At 73.8% G+C, this 20,355-nt stretch carries 17 protein-coding genes; 7 read left to right on the forward strand and 10 right to left on the reverse strand.

What is annotated here, in order from left to right:
- Window positions 1-110: 110 nt before the first annotated feature.
- Complete coding sequence (gene metH / locus ACQPYD_RS21305) at window positions 111-3,584, reverse strand: methionine synthase (RefSeq protein ID WP_433697360.1); 3,474 nt, start codon at window positions 3,582-3,584, stop codon at window positions 111-113.
- Window positions 3,585-3,865: 281 nt separating this feature from the next.
- Between metH and ACQPYD_RS21310 the strand changes: the two genes are divergently transcribed.
- Window positions 3,866-4,705: a PAC2 family protein gene (locus ACQPYD_RS21310; protein WP_433697361.1), complete on the forward strand. Its 840-nt coding sequence runs from the start codon at window positions 3,866-3,868 to the stop codon at window positions 4,703-4,705.
- A gap of 72 nt (window positions 4,706-4,777) precedes the next feature.
- On the opposite strand, the gene ACQPYD_RS21315 is transcribed toward ACQPYD_RS21310, so the two are convergent.
- Both ACQPYD_RS21315 and ACQPYD_RS21320 read right to left on the reverse strand, forming a co-directional pair.
- On the reverse strand, window positions 4,778-5,188 hold the full coding sequence (locus ACQPYD_RS21315; RefSeq protein ID WP_267945254.1) for an ABATE domain-containing protein: 411 nt from the start codon (window positions 5,186-5,188) through the stop codon (window positions 4,778-4,780).
- Window positions 5,189-5,366: 178 nt separating this feature from the next.
- On the reverse strand, window positions 5,367-6,563 hold the full coding sequence (locus ACQPYD_RS21320) for a hypothetical protein (protein WP_433697362.1): 1,197 nt from the start codon (window positions 6,561-6,563) through the stop codon (window positions 5,367-5,369).
- Between the two features lie 119 nt (window positions 6,564-6,682).
- Between ACQPYD_RS21320 and ACQPYD_RS21325 the strand changes: the two genes are divergently transcribed.
- Window positions 6,683-7,204: a nitroreductase family deazaflavin-dependent oxidoreductase gene (locus tag ACQPYD_RS21325; protein WP_433697363.1), complete on the forward strand. Its 522-nt coding sequence runs from the start codon at window positions 6,683-6,685 to the stop codon at window positions 7,202-7,204.
- Window positions 7,205-7,352: 148 nt separating this feature from the next.
- Here ACQPYD_RS21325 and mshC read toward each other — a convergent pair whose 3' ends face one another.
- The 3 genes from mshC to ACQPYD_RS21340 form a co-directional block, all read right to left on the reverse strand.
- Window positions 7,353-8,576 carry a cysteine--1-D-myo-inosityl 2-amino-2-deoxy-alpha-D-glucopyranoside ligase gene (gene mshC, locus ACQPYD_RS21330; protein ID WP_433697364.1) on the reverse strand — a complete coding sequence of 408 codons (1,224 nt, stop codon included), beginning with the start codon at window positions 8,574-8,576 and terminating at the stop codon, window positions 7,353-7,355.
- Between the two features lie 116 nt (window positions 8,577-8,692).
- Window positions 8,693-8,875, reverse strand: coding sequence for a hypothetical protein (locus tag ACQPYD_RS21335; protein WP_433697365.1), 183 nt, complete (start codon window positions 8,873-8,875; stop codon window positions 8,693-8,695).
- Between the two features lie 325 nt (window positions 8,876-9,200).
- Window positions 9,201-10,058, reverse strand: coding sequence for a helix-turn-helix domain-containing GNAT family N-acetyltransferase (locus ACQPYD_RS21340; protein ID WP_433697366.1), 858 nt, complete (start codon window positions 10,056-10,058; stop codon window positions 9,201-9,203).
- Between the two features lie 95 nt (window positions 10,059-10,153).
- On the opposite strand from ACQPYD_RS21340, the gene ACQPYD_RS21345 reads away from it, so the two are divergent.
- On the forward strand, window positions 10,154-11,644 hold the full coding sequence (locus tag ACQPYD_RS21345; protein WP_433697367.1) for an NAD(P)-binding domain-containing protein: 1,491 nt from the start codon (window positions 10,154-10,156) through the stop codon (window positions 11,642-11,644).
- Between the two features lie 367 nt (window positions 11,645-12,011).
- Here the strand turns inward: ACQPYD_RS21345 and ACQPYD_RS21350 are convergent, their stop codons facing one another.
- Entirely contained in the window at window positions 12,012-12,215 is a 204-nt protein-coding gene (locus ACQPYD_RS21350) for a hypothetical protein (RefSeq protein WP_433697368.1), read from the reverse strand.
- A gap of 515 nt (window positions 12,216-12,730) precedes the next feature.
- Here ACQPYD_RS21350 and ACQPYD_RS21355 point away from each other — a divergent pair.
- Both ACQPYD_RS21355 and ACQPYD_RS21360 read left to right on the forward strand, forming a co-directional pair.
- On the forward strand, window positions 12,731-13,528 hold the full coding sequence (locus ACQPYD_RS21355; protein ID WP_433697369.1) for a siderophore-interacting protein: 798 nt from the start codon (window positions 12,731-12,733) through the stop codon (window positions 13,526-13,528).
- Between the two features lie 272 nt (window positions 13,529-13,800).
- Window positions 13,801-14,664 (forward strand): glycoside hydrolase family 16 protein, encoded by an 864-nt coding sequence (locus tag ACQPYD_RS21360; protein ID WP_433697370.1) that lies wholly within the window; start codon window positions 13,801-13,803, stop codon window positions 14,662-14,664.
- Between the two features lie 308 nt (window positions 14,665-14,972).
- On the opposite strand, the gene ACQPYD_RS21365 is transcribed toward ACQPYD_RS21360, so the two are convergent.
- A complete protein-coding gene (locus ACQPYD_RS21365; RefSeq protein ID WP_433697371.1) occupies window positions 14,973-16,490 on the reverse strand; it encodes a PLP-dependent aminotransferase family protein in 1,518 nt (505 codons plus the stop codon).
- A 67-nt stretch (window positions 16,491-16,557) separates the two neighbouring features.
- Here ACQPYD_RS21365 and ACQPYD_RS21370 point away from each other — a divergent pair, with 67 nt between their 5' ends.
- Window positions 16,558-17,502: a DMT family transporter gene (locus ACQPYD_RS21370; RefSeq protein ID WP_433697372.1), complete on the forward strand. Its 945-nt coding sequence runs from the start codon at window positions 16,558-16,560 to the stop codon at window positions 17,500-17,502.
- 154 nt (window positions 17,503-17,656) lie between these two features.
- Window positions 17,657-18,436: an SAM-dependent methyltransferase gene (locus ACQPYD_RS21375; protein WP_433702095.1), complete on the forward strand. Its 780-nt coding sequence runs from the start codon at window positions 17,657-17,659 to the stop codon at window positions 18,434-18,436.
- A gap of 111 nt (window positions 18,437-18,547) precedes the next feature.
- Here the strand turns inward: ACQPYD_RS21375 and ACQPYD_RS21380 are convergent, their stop codons facing one another.
- A complete protein-coding gene (locus ACQPYD_RS21380; RefSeq protein WP_433697373.1) occupies window positions 18,548-19,144 on the reverse strand; it encodes a DUF6199 family natural product biosynthesis protein in 597 nt (198 codons plus the stop codon).
- Between the two features lie 102 nt (window positions 19,145-19,246).
- Window positions 19,247-19,933 (reverse strand): RDD family protein, encoded by a 687-nt coding sequence (locus ACQPYD_RS21385; protein ID WP_433697374.1) that lies wholly within the window; start codon window positions 19,931-19,933, stop codon window positions 19,247-19,249.
- Window positions 19,934-20,355: the final 422 nt, after the last annotated feature.

The following is a 20,355-nucleotide window of genomic DNA, read 5'->3' on the forward strand; positions in this document are numbered from 1 at the left end:
ACACTACGAACACTCGGGCGGGGGCGGGAGGAGAGCTGCCCCACAGTCCGCGCCCGGGAAAAGGGGCGCGGCCCCGCCCCCGGTGCGGGGGGCGGGGCCGCGCGTCCGGCTCAGACGTTGAAGTACGTCGCCTCCGGGTGGTGGATGACGATCGCGTCGGTGGCCTGCTCCGGCACCAGCTGGAACTCCTCCGACAGGTTCACGCCCACCCGCTCGGGCTCCAGCAGGCGCACGATCTTGGCCCGGTCCTCCAGGTCGGGGCACGCCCCGTAGCCCAGGGAGAACCGCGCGCCCCGGTAGCCGAGCTTGAAGAACGCGTCCAGCTCCGCCGGGTCCTCTCCCGCGAAGCCCAGCTCGGCGCGGATCCGCGTGTGCCAGTACTCGGCGAGCGCCTCGGTGAGCTGCACCGACAGCCCGTGCAGCTCCAGGTAGTCGCGGTAGGCGTTCTTCTCGAACAGCTCCGCGGTGGCGCGGCTGATCGCCGCCCCCACGGTCACCACCTGGAAGGACACCACGTCCAGCTCCCCCGACTCCTTGGGCCGGAAGAAGTCGGACAGGCACAGGTGGCGGTCGCGGCGCTGGCGCGGGAACGTGAAGCGCGTGCGCTCCGTGACCCCGTCGTCGTCCAGGACCACCAGGTCGTCGCCCTCGCTGTAGCAGGGGTAGTGGCCGTGCACCACGGCCGCCTCCAGCAGGCCGTCCGTCTGGATACGGTCGAGCCACATCCGCATGCGCGGGCGGCCCTCGGTCTCCACCAGCTCCTCGTAGGAGGGTCCCTCGCCGCCGCGGGCGGCCTTGAGGCCCCACTGGCCCATGAAGGTGGCCCGCTCGTCCAGGAACGCGGAGTACTCGGCCAGCGGGATGCCCTTGCTGATCCGGTCCCCCCAGAACGGCGGGGTGGGCACCGCGTTGGTGGTCGACACGTCGCTGCGCGCGGGCATCTCCTCGGGCTCGGTGACCTTGAGCCTGGCCCCCGTCTTGACGCGGCGCTGGCGCAGGGCCGGCAGCGAGGCGCCCTCCTCGCCGCGCTTGACCGCCATGAACGCGTCCATCAGGCGCAGGCCCTCGAAGGCGTCCTTGGCGTAGCGCACCTCGCCGTCGAAGGTCTCGGCCAGGTCCTGCTCCACGTAGGAGCGGGTCAGCGCCGCGCCGCCGAGGAGGACGGGGAAGCGCTCGGAGATGCCCCGAGAGTTCATCTCCTCCAGGTTCTCGCGCATGATCACCGTGGACTTGACCAGGAGACCGGACATGCCGATGACGTCGGCCCGCTCGGTCTCGGCCGCCTCCAGGATCGCCGACACGGGCTGCTTGATGCCGATGTTGACGACGTCGTAGCCGTTGTTGGACAGGATGATGTCGACGAGGTTCTTGCCGATGTCGTGGACGTCGCCCTTGACGGTGGCCAGGACGATGCGGCCCTTGCCGTCGTCGTCGGTCTTCTCCATGTGCGGTTCGAGGAAGGCGACCGCCTTCTTCATGACCTCGGCGGACTTGAGGACGAACGGGAGCTGCATCTGGCCGGAGCCGAACAGCTCGCCGACGGTCTTCATGCCGGACAGGAGCGTCTCGTTGACGATGGCCAGGGCCGGCTTGGACCGGAGGGCCTCCTCCAGGTCGGCCTCGATGTCGGTGAGCTCACCGTCGATGATGCGGCGCTCCAGCCGCTCCCACAGGGGCAGCGCGGCCAGCTCCTCCGCCCGGGAGGCGCGCATGGACTTGGCGTCCACGCCCTGGAACATGTCCATGAACGTGGAGAGCGGGTCGTAGTCGCCCTCGCGCCGGTCGTAGACGAGGTCGAGCGCGACCTTGCGCTGCTCCTCGGGGATCTGGTTGATCGGCACGATCTTGGAGGCGTGCACGATGGCAGAGTCGAGCCCCGCCTGGACCGCCTCGTGCAGGAACACCGAGTTCAGCACGATGCGGGCGGCCGGGTTGACGCCGAAGGACAGGTTGGACAGGCCCAGGGTGGTCTGCACCTCGGGGTAGCGGCGCTTGAGCTCGCGGATCGCGTCGAGCGTCTCGATGCCGTCGCGGCGCGTCTCCTCCTGCCCGGTGGTGATCGGGAAGGTGAGGCAGTCGATGAGGATGTCGCCCGTGTGCAGGCCCCAGTCGCCGGTGATCTCGTCGATGAGGCGGCTGGCGACCCGGACCTTCCACTCGGCGGTGCGGGCCTGGCCCTCCTCGTCGATGCACAGGCCGACCACGGCGGCGCCGTGCTCCTTGACCAGCTCCATGATGCGGGTGAAGCGGGAGTCGGGGCCGTCGCCGTCCTCGTAGTTGACGGAGTTGACGACCGCCCGGCCGCCCAGGGACTCCAGCCCGGCCTCCAGGACGGGGGGCTCGGTGGAGTCCAGCATGATCGGCAGGGTGGAGGAGGTGGCGAAGCGGGAGGCCAGCTCGCGCATGTCGCTGACCCCGTCGCGGCCCACGTAGTCGATGTTGAGGTCGAGCAGGTGGGCGCCGTCGCGGATCTGGTCGCGTGCCATCTCCACGCAGTCGTCCCAGCGGCCCTCCAGCATCGCCTCGCGGAACTTCTTGGACCCGTTGGCGTTGGTGCGCTCGCCGACCGCCAGGTAGCTGGCGTCCTGCCGGAAGGGCACGCTCTGGTAGAGCGAGGCGGCCGAGGCCTCCACGAACGGCTTGCGGTCCTTGATGCCGCGCCCCTGGACGCGCTCCACGACCTGGCGCAGGTGCTCGGGGGTGGTGCCGCAGCAGCCGCCGGCCAGGCTGAGCCCGAACTCGGAGGTGAACGTGTCGTGGGCGTCGGCCAGCTCTGCCGGGGAGAGCGCGTAGACCGCGCCGTTGGCGCCCAGCTCGGGCAGGCCCGCGTTGGGCATGCAGGAGATGGGGATGCGCGAGTGGTGCGAGAGGTAGCGCAGGTGCTCGCTCATCTCGGCGGGGCCGGTGGCGCAGTTGAGGCCGATGACGTCGATTCCCAGGGGCTCGAGGGAGGTCAGCGCGGCGCCGATCTCCGATCCGAGCAGCATGGTGCCCGTGGCCTCGATGGTGACCTGGGCGATGATCGGGATGTCCTTGCCCAGGGCCTTGCGGGCGCGCTGGGCCGCCACCACGGCGGCCTTGACCTGGAGCAGGTCCTGGCAGGTCTCGATGAGGATGGCGTCGGCGCCACCGTCGATGAGGCCCCGGTGGCACTGCTCGTAGTAGTCCCTCAGGAGGGCGTAGGGGGCGTGGCCCAGGGTCGGCAGCTTGGTGCCGGGGCCCACGGAGCCGAGGACGTAGCGGGGTTGGTCGGGGGTGGAGTAGGCGTCGGCGGCCTCTCGGGCCACCCGTGCTCCGGCCTCCGCGATCTCGTAGGTCCTCTCCTCGATGCCGTACTCGGCCAGACCCGAGAAGTTGGCGGAGAAGGTGTTCGTCTCGATGGCGTCGGAACCCACGGCAAGAAAGGCGGCATGGGTGTCGTGGACGATGTCGGGACGGGTGAGGTTGAGGATGTCGTTGCATCCCTCGTGGCCCTCGAACTGGTCGAGGTCGAGATCGTGAGCCTGGAGCATGGTGCCCATAGCTCCGTCCGCCACGAGGACGCGTCGGGACAGTGCTTCACGGAAGGTGAGGCGAGCTCTCATGTTCAGCAACTCTATGTAAGAGCACCGGGGCGGCCCAGTTCTGTCCCCGTGATGCGTGGCACTGGGTCGACCCGCGGCGCGGGGCGGGTCGGGCGTCCGGGGACAGCTGCGTCCGTTTCAGTCGCTGTCCCCGAGGCTACCCCATAGGCTGTTTCAGCACGTGAGACAGGTGTCCCACCTCGCGTGCGCCAGGCCCCCCTGGCCGGGCCCGCATAACGGTTTCCCGGGTGGGGCGGCACCCCATAGGGTGGACTCCGTCCACGTGCAGGAAGGGGCCACCGATGATCAAGCTCGCCCGGGAGCTTGTCGAGCCTGTCATGGTGGCGGCGTTCGAGGGTTGGAACGACGCAGGGGAGGCCGCGAGCCTCGCCGTGGAACACCTGTCCAAGGAGTGGGGCGCGTACGAGCTGTGCGCCCTGGCGCCGGACGACTACTACGACTTCCAGGTGACGCGTCCGCGCATGTCCGTGGTGGAGGGCGTGGTCGGCGAGGTCGAATGGCCGACGACGCGGGTCCAGGTGGCCTCTCCGCCCGGGGCCGGGCGCGACGTGGTGCTGGTCACCGGCCCCGAGCCGAACATGCGGTGGCGCTCGTACGCGGCCGACCTGTTGGCGATCGCGCGGGAGCTGGGCGTCACCCGCGTGGTGATGCTGGGCTCGCTGCTGGCGGACGCCCCGCACACGCGGCCGATCCCGGTGACCGGGATGGCCACGCCGGTGGACCTGGGCACCGACCTGGGACTGGAGCCGACCACCTACTCGGGGCCGACCGGGATCCTGGGCGTCGCGCACGAGACGTTCAGCTCCGTGGGCATCGAGACGGTGTCGCTGTGGGCGGCCATCCCCCACTACGTGGCCCAGCCGCCGTGCCCGAAGGCCACCCTGGCGCTGCTCGCGTGGGTGGAGGACTTCCTGGGCGTCCAGGTCCCCCTGGGCTCGCTGCCCGAGGAGACGGTGACGTGGGAGGCCAACGTCAACGAGCTGACCGCCGAGGACGAGGACATCGCGTCGTACGTGCGCGGCCTGGAGGAGGCCAAGGACACCGCGGAGCTCCCCGAGGCCTCGGGCGACGCGATCGCCCGGGACTTCGAGCGCTACCTGCGCCGCCGCGACGACGGCTGAGGCGCGGGCGCGACGCCCACGGGCCCCGGCCGCCCCGCCGCCGGGGCCCGCCCCTGACCGGGAGGGCTCCGGTCACACCCGCAGGCCGCGCCACTCCCCCGTGGCCAGGACCGCCGCCCAGGCCCCGGCGATGCGGGCCAGGCCGCGCCGCACCTCGTCCACGACGGCGGGGGCCAGCTGTCCCCCGGAGTCGCGGGCGGGCTCCAGCCGCACGGTGACCCGCAGGCCGTCCAGGACCTTCTGTCCCCGCGCGATCGCCTCGGTGTCCGGTTCGGAGTCCCGGTCCAGGACGGCCCGGATCCCGTCGCGCAGGGCGATGGCCTCGTCGAGGTCGGCGAGGGTGATGGGGATGGCCCCCTCGGTGGCCAGGTGGTGCCGGCGGAGGAACCGCGCGAGGTCGGCCCGGTCCGTCAGGTGACCGCCGGTGGAGACGAAGTCCGCGATGAGTTCGGCGGCCGCGCTGTGCCGCGTGGGGGTTGTCATGGGGGTTATCCCACCACGCCTGGAGCCCTGATACGGGTGTTTGGCCGAGGTCGTGGCCACAGGTGGTCACCCTGCACGTGCATATCGAGACGAAGATGAACAAATCCCCTCCGAGTCTTGCCGGGAGCGTACGGGGCCCCTGCGGGCCGGACCCCGCAACCGGTGGCCGCCCCCGCGTTCAGACCCCGGCCAGGGCGCTGATCCCGACGCGGTCCTGCGGCAGGCCCAACCCCTTGAGGTGGACCCGGAAGTTGGCGATCCCGCCCTCCCACAGGGCGTCGTTGTCGAGCAGGGCCGACAGGTAGGCGCGCTGTACCCCGGTGAGGTCCCGGCACTCGCCGGCCTCCCCGGCCGCGGGGAACGCCACCCGCAGGAGCGGGCCGACGTCCTGGGCGCCGACGTGCGTGGAGGACAGCGGCACCATCGCGCGCAGCACCGGCAGCAGCCGTTCGGCGTCGTCGGGGGCCGCCCGCTCGGCGAGCGCCCGGGCCAGGGTGAACCGGACGTGGCCGGGGAAGTACGCCGGACGCCTCCCGAACCAGGCGTCCGCCGCGGCCGGGTCCGCCAGCGCGGCGGCCAGCTCGTCGGTGGCGGCCGGGTTGGCGGCCTGGGAGGGGGCCAGGGCGGCGCAGGCACGGATCGCCGGGTCCGCGTGGGCGAGGAACTCGGCGGTGTCCCGCCCGGCCTGTCCCAGCGCGAGGACGATCACCGCGCCCTCGTCGCGGGACTCGGCCATGTCGGCCGCGCCGGACAGGTCCGGGTCGAACCCGCCCAGGCGGGCGGCGGCCGTCGCGGCCTCCACCGCGCGCATGCGCGTCGCCGGGTCGGGGTGGGTGAGGTGGGGGCGGACCGCCTCGTACAGGACGGGGGCGGCGGCGCGCATGTCCGGGCCGACCCGGTACATGAGGGCGTCCATCACGGGGTCCTCCCAGATCTCGGCGTCCTCGGCGGCGTCCGGGGCGTTCAGCGCCGCGTACACGCGGTCGAGGTCGGCCTCGGAGGGCGGTTCGGGCGGCGCCTGCTCCCCGGGAGCGGGGCAGTGCAGCGCGCCCTCGGCGGCCGAGGCGAGGAATCCCAGCAGGAGCTGCCGGAGGGGCGCGGACTCCCCGGAGGCGGTGAACGGCGTCGTGGCCGGGGCCGCGAGCGCGGGGCGGTCCAGGATCCCGGCGACGAACAGCGCCGCGGGGACGGTCGCGGAGTACACGGTCCCCTGGTGGAGGACCGCGCTGTACAGGTAGCCCAGGGCCCGCTCGCTCCCGCCGGGGTCGCCGGTGAGCAGGGGGGCCAGGTGGTCGGGGGCGTCGGCGGCGGAACCGTAGGCGTGGAAGGTACGGGTCCAGTCGGTGTCGCGGAGTACGTCCGGTCCTGTCTGCATGACCGGGATTGTGGCACCGCCCTCGGACGGTTCGCGGGCGTGGCGGCGGCGGGGCGGGGCGGCGTCGTCGCTACACTCGGGGCGCCCGTGCCCGGGACCGTACCCAGGAAGGCCACGCCATGCCGTTCGCCCAACCGCCCACCACACCCCTGAGCCGGGCCCTGTTCCGCGCGCCGATCTGGATCTACCGGTTGGGACTGGGCGGGGCCCTCGGAGGCCGGTTCGTGCTGCTGACGCACCGGGGCCGCACGACGGGGAAGGCCCGCCAGGCGGTGCTGGAGGTGGTGGGACGCAACGACACCACGGGGTCGGTGCTGATCGCCTCCGGCTATGGCCGGCGCTCCCAGTGGTTCCGCAACATCCTCGCGGAGCCGCGCGTGCTGTTCCAGGTGGGCGGGCGGCGCCACCGGGGCACGGCCACCGTGCTCTCCCCGCAGGAGTCCGGGGAGGCGCTGGCGCACTACGCGCAGCGCCACCCCGAGGCCGCGGTGGCGCTGATGCGGGGGCTGGGGCACGAGGTGGACGGCGGCCCGGAGTCCTTCGCGAGGGTGGGGGCCGATCCGGAGAACGGCATCCCGGTGGTGCGGCTGAGCCCCGACGACCCGCCCCGGTCGCCCTACCCGGACTTCTCGGCGCCCTGACGGGGCCTCCGGCGACCCCGTGCCCCGGCAGGGCCCGCGCCCGGCAAGGGGGCGCGGCGCCGCCCGCGCGCGACGCGGTGCGCCCTCCCTGCGTCGGACGGGGCGTCGGAGCGCCCCGGGGCCGGGGCGGGGCCCCGGCCGGGAAGCCCTACAGGGCGACGCCCAGGAGGGTGTCGACCGTGGCCCGCACCAGGGCGGGGGACCCGGTGTCCGTGCCGCCCGCGGTGAGCGCGGTGTCGGCCCAGGCGTCCACGGCGGCCAGCGCGCCGGGCGAGTCCAGGTCGTCGGCGAGGGCGGCGCGCACGGCGGCCAGCACGGGAGCGGCGTCCGGACCCGCGCCCAGGGCGAGGGCCGCGCGCCAGCGGGAGGCGCGCTCGGTGGCGGCGGGGAGCTCCACGTCGGTCCACTCCCACGGGGAGCGGTAGTGGTGCGTGAGCATGGCCAGGCGGATCACGGCCGGTTCGACGCCCTGCTCGCGCAGCTTGGACACGAACACGAGGTTGCCCAGGGACTTGGACATCTTCTCGCCGTTCAGGCCGACCATGCCGACGTGCAGGTGGTGCTGGGCGTTGGGGCCGCCCGTCGTGGCGCGGGTCTCGGCCGCGCCCATCTCGTGGTGCGGGAAGATCAGGTCGCTGCCGCCGCCGTTGAGGTCGAAGTTCGGGCCGAGCCTGTCGAGGGCGATGGCGCTGCACTCGATGTGCCAGCCGGGACGGCCGCGACCGAGCGGGCTCTCCCAGGCGGGTTCGCCGGGGCGTTCGGCGCGCCACAGCAGCCAGTCGAGCGGGTCCTTCTTGTCGGCCCGCCCGGGGTCGCCGCCGCGCTGGCCGAACACCTCCAGCATCTCCTGGCGGCTCATGTGGCTGATCTCGCCGAAGTGTTCGGCCTCGGCCATGGAGAAGTACAGGTCGCCGTCGATCTCGTAGGCGGCGCCGGTGCCCCGGATGCGCGCGGCGAGCTCGCTGATGAGGTCGACGGACTCCACGACCCCGACGTAGGAGGTCGGGGGGATGATCCGCAGCGCGGCCATGTCGTCCCGGAACACGTCGATCTCGCGGTGGGCGAGGTCGCGCCAGTCCACGCCCAGGGCCTCGGCCCGCTCCAGGAGCGGGTCGTCGATGTCGGTGGTGTTCTGCACGTAGTCGACGTCGTGGCCGGCGTCGCGCCAGACCCTGTTGACCAGGTCGAAGGTGAGGTACGTGAAGGCGTGTCCGAGGTGGGCGGCGTCGTAGGGGGTGATCCCGCAGGCGTACATCCCCGCCCGGGGCCCCGGCGTCGTCGTCTCTATCCGTCCGGTGGTGGTGTCGTGGATACGGAGGGGGCCGCCGGTACCCGGCAGGGGGACGATGTCAGGCGCAGACCATGAACGCATACCCGGAAGACTATCCGCACGGCCGTGCGGCGAACGCCCGGGGACGGGTGCGGGCGGTGGGTGAAAATCCCCCCAGCACAGCCGGGAATAGGGCCGCGGCCGGGGCTCCGGCCGCGCTATGCGGCGATGCCGCGGTACCCCCTGCCGATGAGGAGCGCGCCGGACACCGCGGCCGCGGCGCACACCGCCGCGAGGCCCTCGTTGCCCAGCCGCCAGTGCAGCAGCGCACCGCTCACCGAGACCACGTAGAGGAGCCAGTACGCTCCGCTCTCCACCAGGTTGCCGTGACGGCCCTCCATGCTTCCCCCTACCTCGTACGCGTGGCTCCCACGCGCTCGACGGCTGCGAGCACCGTCTCTCTCAGAGACGCCGTGGTCACACAGGGGGTTGACAGATCTTTCCCACCAACAATGTGACGGTGGTTATGGAGACGGCCGCACCCCTGTTCACCAGGGAGGAGGAGCTGTGGGGCTGCTCTGGGGGAGGTGGGGGGCGTGATCACCGTGTGGCTGGAGTGATCGGCCCCGCGGGCGGGCCCCGTCGTCCCGAACCACCGCCCGCGCCCTCCCTCGGCGGCCCGTCCGGCCGGGCCGTCGCGCCTCGGCCCGCGCCGCCCCCGCCGTGTCAGCAGGCCCGGTCGTCCTCCGGCCTCCGCCGTTCGAGGAGGACGGTGTCGCGCCAGGCGCCGTGGTGGCGGGCGATGCGCTCGCGCACCCCGACGGTGCGGAAGCCGGCCCGGTGGTGCAGGGCCAGGCTCGCCCGGTTCTCGGGGAAGACCGAGGCCTGCAGGGTCCACAGGCCCGCGGCGTCGGCCTCGGTGACCTGCCGGTGCAGCAGCGCCTTGCCCACGCCCCGGCCGCGGGCGCCCTCGGCGACGCACACCGACGTCTCGGCCACCCCGGCACAGGCCTCGCGGGTGGAGACCGGTGAGGCGGCGGCCCAGCCCACCACGGTCCCGCCGGTCTCGGCCACCCAGCGGTGCCCCGGGAGCCACCGGGCCTTCAGCTCCTCGACGGCGGGGGCCTCGGTTTCGACGGTGGCGTCGCCGGTGGCGATGCCCTCGGCGTAGATGCGGTGCACCTCGGCGAGGTCGGCGTCGGCCATGGCGCGGGTGGTGGTGTCGGCTGGCAGGTCGGTGGGGCAGCAGGGCCGGGCGTTGAGCATGCCCATGACGGCGTCGGCGGCGTGGGGAAGACCGGTGCAGCAGGCGGGGTTGACGGCGACCCGGGTGGAGGTGCCCACCCTGGTCAGGGTCACGAAGCCGGCGTCGGCGAGTTTGCGCAGGTGGTGCGAGACGGTGGGCTGGCGCACGTCCACCATCTCGGCGAGCTGCCCCACGCCGACCGTGCCCGGGGCGGTGGCGATGGCGTGCAGGAGTTGGACGCGCATGGGTTCGGCCAGGCAGGCGAACCAGGCGGCGTAGGTCTCGGCTTCGTGCTGGGGCAGTGCGGGTGCGGCGCGCTCGGGCCGGGTCACGGTCATGCCCCACATTATCGACCACGATCTATGGTTGATTCCATCGATGGACATCGATAGAGTCCCGTTTCATAGACATCAGTCGATGAAAGAGGTGTGTCATGGCCGAGGAACCTCCTGTCGTGGTGATCGGCGCCGGCCCCGCGGGGCTGGCGGCGGCAGCGGAACTGGTCGCGCGCGACCTTCCCGTCCTGGTCCTGGAGAAGGGCGGCCGGGCCGGGGCGGCCGTGTCCGGATGGGGTCACGTGCGGCTGTTCTCGATGTGGCGCGACCTGGTCGACCCGGCGGCCGAGAAGCTCCTGGCCGCCACCGGGTGGCGGCGCCCGGACGACGGCGGGTACCCGACCGGCCGAGAGTGGGTCGACGCCTACCTGGCCCCACTCGCCACTGTGCTGGGCGATCGAATCCGGTTCGGCGCCGAGGTGACGGGGGTGAGCCGCCTGGGCCGGGACCGGGTCGTGGACGCCGCACGCGAAGACCAGCCCTTCACCGTGCGCGTGCGCACCGGCGCCGGGGAGGAGCGGATCACGGCCCGCGCGGTCGTGGACGCCTCCGGCACCTGGAACGCGCCCAACCCCGCGGGCGGCGACGGCCTGCCGGCTCTCGGCGAAGGGGCCGCGGCCGAACGGATGTCCTACCGCATCCCCGACCTGGCCGCCCCCGCGGTCCGGGCGCGTCACGCGGGGCGGACCACGGCCGTGGTCGGGCGCGGGCACTCGGCGCTGACCGCGCTGGTGGCCCTGGCCTCACTGGCCCGGGAGAGCCCGGGGACGAAGGCGGTGTGGGTCCTGCGCCGTGGGGGCATCGGCGACGCCTTCGGCGGCGGGGCCGCCGACCAGCTCGCCGCGCGCGGCGCACTCGGACAGCGCGCCAGGGCAGCGGTCGAGGCCGGACACGTCCGGGTGGTCACCGGGTTCCGCACCACCGAGGTCCACGCGGAGCAGGACGGGCACCTCGTGCTGATCGACGAGAACGGCCGGGAGCTGGAGCCGGTGGACGAGGTGGTGGCCCTGACCGGGTTCCGGCCCGACCTGTCCTTCCTGTCCGAGATCCGCCTCGGCCTGGACAGCACACTCCAGGCCCCGGTGGGGCTGGCCCCGCTCATCGACCCCAACCAGCACTCCTGCGGCACCGTCTACCCCCACGGGGCGGCCGAGCTGTCCCACCCGGAGGAGGGGTTCTTCCTCGCGGGGATGAAGTCCTACGGTCGCGCGCCGACCTTCCTGGCCCTGACCGGCTACGAGCAGGTCCGCAGCATCGCCGCGCACCTGGCCGGGGACCACGAGGCCGCGGCCCGGGTGGAGCTGACCCTGCCCGAGACGGGGGTGTGCGGCGGCGCCGGGCTGTTCGACGACCCCACTGCCACCAAGGCCGACGCCGGCGGCTGCTGCGGACCCGCCGGATCGGTGGCGGAGCCCGCCGCGGCACGGGGAGGTCTCCACGGCGGCCCGCACGGAGCGGAGGCGTCCGTGCCCTCCCTCCGCCGGAGCCTGCTCCCCGTGGCCGGCACGGAGGCGGCCGCCCCGGCCGGCTGCTGCGGCGGCGCACCCTCTTCGGACGCCGGAACGGCCGAACCGGCGCCGGCCCCGTGACACCGCGCACGAGCGGGCGCGGGAGCCGGGGGGCGTGGTGTTCCCCTCCCGTTTCCGCGTGACACCGCGTCCCGCCCGGGCGCGGGGACTCCGCACACGGCCCCGGGACGTGCGGGGTGCGAAGAGTTCGGGCAGGGCGGGGTAGGGAGGCGGCGGAGCGCGGGGCGGGCGTGGGCTGCCGCCCGCCCTGCCCGGGGCCTCGACCGCCCGGGGGCGGTCGGAGGGCGGGCGGGGATCGGAAAGGGGCCGGTGTGGGCGCGGACGTGCGGGGAGTCCGCGCGACCCACCGGTCGGGACCGCGCGACACGGGTCGCGGACGGTCCGGCGCTCCGGCCCGGGGACTTCGGGCGGCCGGAGGCCGCCGCGGTCAGGGCCTGGCGGCGGCGGCCAGCTCCAGGTGCTCCAGTTCGTCGGTCACGCGCACGAGGTCGGGGTCGCCGTCGGGGCCGAACTCGACGATCTCCGCCCGGACCGCGCGCAGACGCCAGCGGGCGCGGGAGGTGTCGCGGGAGGCGGCTCGCGCGAACTGGTCGGAGACGGAGTGGGCCTGGTGGGGTGCGGTGGCGCTCATGGGATGGTCCTTTGAGGTGGGTCGGTGTTCAGGAAAGCCCCGGGTTCACGGTTCGACACGGTTTGCGTGCCCCGGGTTCACCGAGTACACGGTCCCGCGCCGCGCCTATGACGCGGTTTCGGAATCCTTTCGCCGCCCTCGCGGACGACGCATCGGCCCGGAGATCACTCCGGTCCCTCCAACACCGTTTTCCGGCAACTCTTGCTCTCTCCCTCCCCTTCTGGACCTCCCCTATGCCCCCGTCGCCGCGGTTCCTGCCACCGGCTCCGTCCGGCCGGGCCGGGCCGGACATCGCCGCAGGTCGGAGCGGGAAGGCTTCGCCCGACCGGGGCGGACGCGGTGGTTCCGGCCGTCCAGGGGCCGCGGGAACGCGTGGCCGCTTCCGCGGGGACGGCGGACCCCGCACGGAGAGGACAATGTTGGGTAGGCTAACCTAACTTCTTCCTGGTCCGCCCGAGGTCGCCCGACCCCGGCGGCCTCCGCCCCTTCCCCCGCCCCGTCGAGAAGAGAACGCCATGCGCATCCAGCAACCCGAACGCCGCGCGATGGTCCGCGCGCACGTCGTCCGCGTCCGCCCCACGGGGCGGAACTTCGTCACGGTGACCTTCGGCGGCGACGGGCTCGCGGAGTTCGACTTCCTCGGCCTGGACCAGTGCGTCCGGCTCTTCCTGCCCCGGGCGGGACAGGAGACCCTGCGCATGCCCACGGCCGCGCACAACGGCTGGATCGCCCAGTACTACCTGATCCCCCTCGCCGAACGGCCGCACATCCGCAACTACACCGCCAGGCGCTTCGACGCCGGGAGGCGGGAACTGGACATCGAGTTCGTCACCCACGGGGACGGCGGCCCGGCCTCCGCCTGGGCGTCCGCGGCCGAGCCCGGCGACGAGGCCGGGCTGTTCGCGGAGGGGTGCTACTACCTACCGCCGGATAACGCGGACTGGCACCTGCTGGTGGGGGACGAGAGCGCGGTCCCCGCACTGCTGTCCATCGTCGAGCAGGCCCCCGCGGACCTGCGGGCCGAGGTCTTCCTCGAGGTGCCCGAGGAAGGGGATGCCCGGGAGGTGGCGGCGCCCGAGGGCGTCCGCGTCCACTGGCTGCCCCGTGACGGGTCGGCGGCGGTACCCGGGGCGCTCGCCCTGGAGACCGTCCTGTCCGCGGAGCTCCCCCCGGGGACGCCCTACTGCTTCGTGGCCGGGGAGCGGGGCCTGCCCACCGGCCTGCGCCGCGCCCTGGTGCGCGAGCGCGGGGTCCCCAAGGCCAACGTCTCCTTCGTCGGCTACTGGCGCCACGGGGCGGCGGCCTCCAAGTAGGGGGCGGGACGGGGGCGGGAGGGCGTGCGGGGCACGGCCGGGGGACGCGGAGCGCCCGGCACCGGGGCTGTTCCGCCCGGTTCGGGCAAGAGCGGGGTTCCCACCCCTTGCACACCAAGGTGACTAAACGTACAGTAACTTTACAATCCAACGGGTCACGCGGCGACCACGCTGGGTCGCCTCCCGCCGTGACCTCCCAGGGTCCGCGTCCGACGGCCCGACTCCGCCCGCTGACCGCCCCGCCCAGGCGGGGCCTCCCCCCGGAGCAGACCATGCGCACCGAGCGCTCCCCCCGCACGTTCCTCGCCCCCGTGGCCACGGCGGCCCTCACCCTGCTGGCCCTCCTCTCCCCCGGCGCCGCCTCCGCGTCCACCGCACCCGCCTCAGCGGCGCCCGCCTCCGACACGGTGGACAGCCAGGCCGCCCTGGTGTGGTCCGACGAGTTCAACGGCCCGTCGGGCAGCGCGCCCAACCCGGCCAACTGGAACCACGAGACCGGAAACCACGGCTGGGGCAACAACGAGCTGCAGAACTACACGAACAGCCGCAACAACTCCGCCCTCGACGGCAACGGCAACCTCGTCATCACGGCGCGCCAGGAGGCGAACGGCTCCTACACGTCGGCCCGCATGACCACCCAGGGCAAGGTCCAGCCGCAGTACGGACGCATCGAGGCCCGCATCCAGATCCCCCGGGGCCAGGGCATCTGGCCCGCGTTCTGGATGCTGGGCGGCAGCTTCCCGGGCACGCCGTGGCCCAACTCCGGCGAGATCGACATCATGGAGAACATCGGCCGCGAACCCCACCTGGTCCACGGCTCCCTCCACGGCCCCGGCTACTCGGGCGGCAACCCGCTGACCGGCTCCTACATGCACCCGCAGGGCTGGTCGTTCGCCGACACGTTCCACACGTTCGCCGTGGACTGGCGGCCCGGCTCGGTCACCTGGTCGGTGAACGGCAACGCCTACCAGACCTACACCTCCGCCGACACGCGCGGAAACCCCTGGGTCTACGACCAGCAGTTCTTCATGATCCTCAACGTGGCCGTCGGCGGCAACTGGCCCGGCTACCCGGACGGCAGCACCCAGCTCCCGCAGCGGATGGTCGTCGACTACGTGCGCGTCTACTCGCTCTGAACCGGAGTCACGTCGCTCTCGACCGGCACACAGGCGCGACGGCCGCCGCCCACCGGGCCTTCCCCACCCGGTGGGCGGCGGCCGTCGGCTGTGCCCGGGCAGCGGGCAGCGGCGGGGGCATGGGAGGAGGGCTCGGGAGCCGGGGCGGGGCAGGAGGGTGCGGGAGGACGTCGACGTGTTCGCGCATCGGGGCCCGGTCATATGGGCTGCCCGCGTGGGGTCCCCCCCGATTTCCAGCGTAGGCGCCCGTCCGCGCCCTCGACCAGCCCCGGCCGCCGCCCTGTGGACAACCTCCGGTCCGCCGCCCCTCAGACGACCCGGCCGAGCCGCGCGACGGCGTCGCGGAGCCGTTCCGGGTCGTGGCCCGCGTAGCTGACCACCAGGCCCGGAGCACCGGGAGCCGAGCGGTTGCGGCTCAGCGGCTGCACGGCGACCCCCGCGTGCAGGGCGCGGGCCGCGACCTCCTCGTCGTCCGCCCCGTCCGGCAGCATGACCAGCAGGTGGACCCCGGCCGCCACCCCGAGGACCGAGCACCCGGGCATGTATTCGCGCACCGCCGCGACGGCCGCGCGCTGGCGGGCCCGGTGCCGGGTACGCATCGAACGCAGGTGCCGGGCCAGCGTCCCGTCCCTCAGCAGGGCGGCCAGGACGAGCTGGGGCAGCACCGGCGAGCCGAGGTCGGTGGCCCAGCGCCGCTCCACCACCGCGTCGAGCAGCCGCGGCGGCGGGACGAGCCAGCCCAGGCGCAGCGCCGGGGCCAGGGTCTTGGACAGGCTGGAGGTGTAGGCGACGGCGTGCGGGGCGAGGGAGTGCATGGCGCGGACCGGTGAGCGGTCGTAGCGGTACTCGGCGTCGTAGTCGTCCTCGATGACGATCCCGTCCCGCTCCCCCGCCCAGGCCACCAGGTCGCGCCGGCGGCCGGGCGAGAGGACGACACCCGTGGGGAACTGGTGTGCGGGGGTCACGGCGACCGCCGTCGCGGAGGTGCGCGCCAGCCCGGCCACGTCGATCCCCTCGCCGTCCACGGGGACCGGCGTGACGCGGTCCATCCAGTAGCCCAGGATGCGGCGGTTGCCGTCGGCCCCGGGGTCCTCCAGCGCCACCTCCTCCACTCCCCGGTCGCGCAGCGCCTGGGCGAGGAGGCTGAGCGCCCCGGTCACCCCGGCCGACACGACGATCCGCTCCGGAGGGGCGTCCACGCCCCTCGACCTGGCCAGCCAGGCGGACAGTTCGGCGCGCAGTTCGGGGGTGCCCTGGGGCGGGGCGTAGCCGAGCTGGCGGGCGGTCGCGGTGGCCAGGACCTCGCGCTCGGCCCGCAGCCAGGCGCCGCGCGGGAACGCCGCGAGGTCGGGCAGGCCGGTGGAGAGGTCCGTGACCTCGGCGGGGGCGGTGCGGCCGGGGGCGGCACCACCGGGGCCAAGCGTCCGCCCGGGTCCCTCCTCGGGCCGTCGTCCCGGTTCGGGGGAGGGTGCGGCGGCGGGACCGCCTGTTTCCCCCGCCCCCGGGAGGGCGTCGGCCCCGGAGCGGGTGCGGGCCGCCACGCGGGGTGCCGGCTCCCGGAGGACGGGCCTCGCCGCCACCGTGGTCCCGGCTCCCCGGTTGGCGGCGAGGAGCCCTTCCTCCGTGAGGCGCTGGTAGGCCTCCACGACGGTGCCTCGAGCGAAGCCGAGGTCCTCGGCCAGGGCCCTCGTCGCGGGCATGCGCGCCCCCGGCCCCAGGACGCCGGTACCGATCGCCTCGCGCAGGGCGGAGGCCAGCCAGGCGGTGCGCCCGCCCCTGGGGACCCCGGCCGCGTCGAGTTGGAGGAAGTCGGAACCCCGGCTCATATGGACCACTCTATTGCGCCGTATTTGGCCCTGTCGGCGGGACCAAGGAGGGACCAGTCTGGACCGCATGCAGACGACACCCGTCCCGTCCTCCCCGCTTCCCCGAACCTTCCCCGGCTCCCCCGGTCTCCTGTGGGGGCTGTGGCCCGCCCTGGCCGGCATGGCCTTGCTGGGCAGCAGCGTCGCGGTCATCGGAGCGACCGCAGGACTCCCCGCGTTCGGCCTCCAGAGCGCCCGGTACGCCGTCGCCGCCCTCACGGTGGCGGCCCTGGCCCGCCTGTTCGGCAAGCGCCTCGTGCTTCCCCGGGGCCGCGACCTCCTCTGGGTCGCCGGAGGAGCCCTCTCGGGCCTGGTCGGCTTCAACATCGCCGTGGTGATCGGCACCGCGCACGCCGAACCAGCCGTCCTGGGCGCCGCCGTCGCCTGCATCCCGATCGTCCTGTCGGTGGCCGGCCCGCTCACCCGCGGGAAGCGCCCGTCGCGGCGGCTCGTCGCCGGGGCCGTCGTCGTCAGCCTCGGAGCGGTCGCGGTGACCGGCTGGGGCGCCGCCGACGCCCTCGGCATCCTCATGGCCCTGTCCCTGATCGCCCTGGAGGCGGGACTCACCCTGTTCGGCGCACCCGCGCTGCCGCGCATGGGGGCGTGGAGCTACACGGCCTCGACCGCGGCCGTGGCCGCGCTGGTGTTCGCCGTGTTGTCCGCCGCGACCGAGCGCGCGCAACTCGGCCTGCTCCTCACCCCCGCGTCGCTCGGGGCGGTCGCCTACCTGGGGGTCGTGGCGACCGCACTGGCGTTCGTCCTGTGGTTCACGGGCGTGGGGCGCATCGGGGCGGGCGGCGCGGGGCTCGCCGCGGGCGCGGCCGCACCGGCCGCGGCGCTGATCGGGGCCCTGTTCGGCGCGCCCCTCCCCACGCTCGGAACCTGGCTGGGGATGGCGGTGATCGGGCTCGGCCTGGCCGTCGGCTTCGCCCCCCTGCGGCGCCGCGCGACGGCCGTCCCCGAGCGGCGGTAGCCGTCCGCCGCAGCTCGCCGGGGGCGCCGGAGTCCCGTGGTGGCAGGGCTTGCCGCGCTGTGCCACTCTGGTCGGCGGACAGGGTCCCCTTCCCCGGTCGACCCGTGAGGACAGAAGCGAGCCGCATGTGACCCCCTCCGAGGCACGCCCCCCGATGATCGACGCGTCCGTGCCGCAGTCGGCCCGCGTCTGGAACTACTGGATGGGCGGCAAGGACTACTACCCGGCGGACAAGGCGGTCGCCGACCAGATCCTGGAGACGAACCCGCACGTCCTGGAGATCGCCAGGGCCGCCCGCGACTTCCTGCGCCGGGCGATCACCCGGCTGGTCCACGAGCACGGGGTGCGCCAGTTCCTGTGCGTCGGCAGCGAGCTGCCCACGGCGCAGGACGTCCACGTGATCGCCCAGGCGGCGGCCCCGGAGTCGCGCGTGGTCTACGTGGCCGACGACCCGCTCGTGCTGGCGCACGCACGGGCCCTGCTCGTGGGGACCGCGGAGGGCGCGACCGGCTACGTGGGGGCCGACATCCGCGAGACGGGGAGGATCGTCCGGGAGGCGGCCCGGACCCTGGACCTCTCCCGACCGGTGGCGCTCGTCCTGGCCGGGGTGCTGGCCCACGTCACCGACGACGGGGAGGCCCGCGCCCTGGTGGCCGGGCTCATGGCGGCCCTGGCCCCGGGGAGCCTCCTGGTCGTCTCCGACGACACCGACGTGGTCCATCCCGAGGAGATGGACGCGATGGTGCGCCAGTGGAACGCCTCGGGCGGGAGCCCCCGCGTGAACCGCACCCCCGAACGGCTCGCGGCGTTCTTCGAGGGCCTGGAACTGCTCGAACCCGGGGTGGTCTCCTGTCCCCGCTGGCGGCCGGACCCCACCGAGGTGGGCTCCGCCAACGACGTGGACGAGCACTGCGGAGTGGGTCGCAAGCCCTGACGCGTGCTCCCGCACCTGCGGTGCCGCCCGTGTCCCCGCCCGGCCCCTGAACACAGCGCGGCGGGGTGCGCCACGGTTCCCCGTCCGGTCACCCGGACCTCCGTGCCGGGGTCAGGGGCAGCGCCTCTGCTCTTCTTCCCCGCAGGGCGGGATCGGCTCCCCGTCGGTGTCCACCACCTCGCGTCCCCCCAACGGCTCGTCCAACTCCGTCGTGTGCTCGATCAGGGAGTCCCGCTCGGGGGCGCACCACACGTCGTCCACCCCCACCGCGAAGCTGATCGTCACGGTCTCGTCCTCTTCCCGAGCACTGGCCGGCACATGGCCGGACGTGCACTCGCCCAGGTAGATGTGGACGGTCAGAGCGGTCTCGCCACTGACGCTGTAGGCGCGGATGCGTCCCGCGTCGGAGGCCGTGGCCGTGACCTCCTGCCGTGAGGCCGGCGTCGGTGAGGGTGTCGGCTCCGGCGCCCCTGCCGCCTGCGGGGACTCCTGCCTCTGGGGCTCCCAGACCGCGCCCAGCATCACGACGATCGCGAACATCATGACGACGGCGCCGATCCGGTAACCCGTGTACGCGGCGTCCGAGGGCTCGTTGTACTCCGGATTGCGGTACTGCCACGAGTTCATGCGCCACACCAGGCGCGGATTGATCAGCACGGCCACCGCTCCGGCCATGAAGACCAGGAGCAGCAGGAGCAGGGGGATCACAGGTGAAGTCCTCTCGAAGTGTCGGTGCGGCGTTCCCACGCCGGACGCGTCGTCGGCCTCCGACCGCTTGTGCGCAGCGTGCGCGGGAGCGCGGGCACTGTGTCAGCGGCGGACCTTGACCACCACGGTGCCCGCGACCTTGTCGTGCAGGCACTGGCGGAGCCTCTTGTCCCACAGCGGCCACAGCAGGTTGGGGAGCGACCAGGGCAGGATCAGGGTGATGATGTTGACGCCCGGGGCATAGAGGAGCGCCCGCACGAGCGCGCGGCCTGCCTTGACCCTTCCGCTACCGTCGGAGCGCACCACCCACAGACCCAGCAGGATCTTGCCGACAGACCGCCCCCACAGGCGCACCTGGAGCCACTCCGCCACGATGGCCAGCAGGAAGAAGTTGAAGACGACGACCACCATGAAGGCGGCCTCGCCGGGTCCGCCGTTCATGTCGCCGCCACCGATGGCCACGCTGACACCGGTTCCCAGCAGCATCATCGCGTACCAGACGAAGCCGACGAAGAACGAGTCGACGAACCGGGCCACGAAGCGCACCCCCAGCTCGGCCCTGCCCACCTCGGGGTTGTCCGGATTCCACTGCCCGGGATCGTTGAGCGCCGGGGGAAGCCAGTTCTGCGCGGGCGGGTAGTACCCCGGATGACCGTAGCCGGGGGCGTGGGGCTGGTGGTGGGGAGGCGGTGCGGGATAGGCGGGCGCCTGCCACACCGGCTGAGGTGCGCCGGGGTAGGGGTGCGCGGGCTCCGGCTGTCCGGCGGCGTGCTGGTAGGGGGGTTGCATGGCTCTCCTGCCGAGTGTCGTCGGGGGGTGTCCGTGTGTAGTCGTCTCACGGCACGGCCGGGCGCGGTGCACGAGCCGTCGGATGCGGTAGAACCGGATGCGGTTCGGGGGCCCCGACTGCTCGGGATTCCTGGAAACGCAACCGCACCCTACCCCCCTCCCCCGACACCGCCGCCACCGAGAAAGCAGCTCCCCACACGAAAGGCGCGGCGGGAAGAAGACCGTCGGTGCCGGGATCGCGGCCCCGGCGACGTACGCCGGCCCGTCCCGACGTACGCGGGCTCACGTCATGGGTCCCCCTGGTGGTCCGTTCGGGGTGATCCGTCCCCACAGGCGTGGGGCTCGTACCGGCGAAGAATGGACGCTCGAGAATCCGGCCTTCGCGAGTGAGGCGCCCCGGAAGACGGCGGTACCCCTGCCCG

The sequence above is a fragment of the Nocardiopsis sp. CA-288880 genome (genome assembly GCF_050955985.1).
Lineage (GTDB): Bacteria > Actinomycetota > Actinomycetes > Streptosporangiales > Streptosporangiaceae > Nocardiopsis > Nocardiopsis tropica.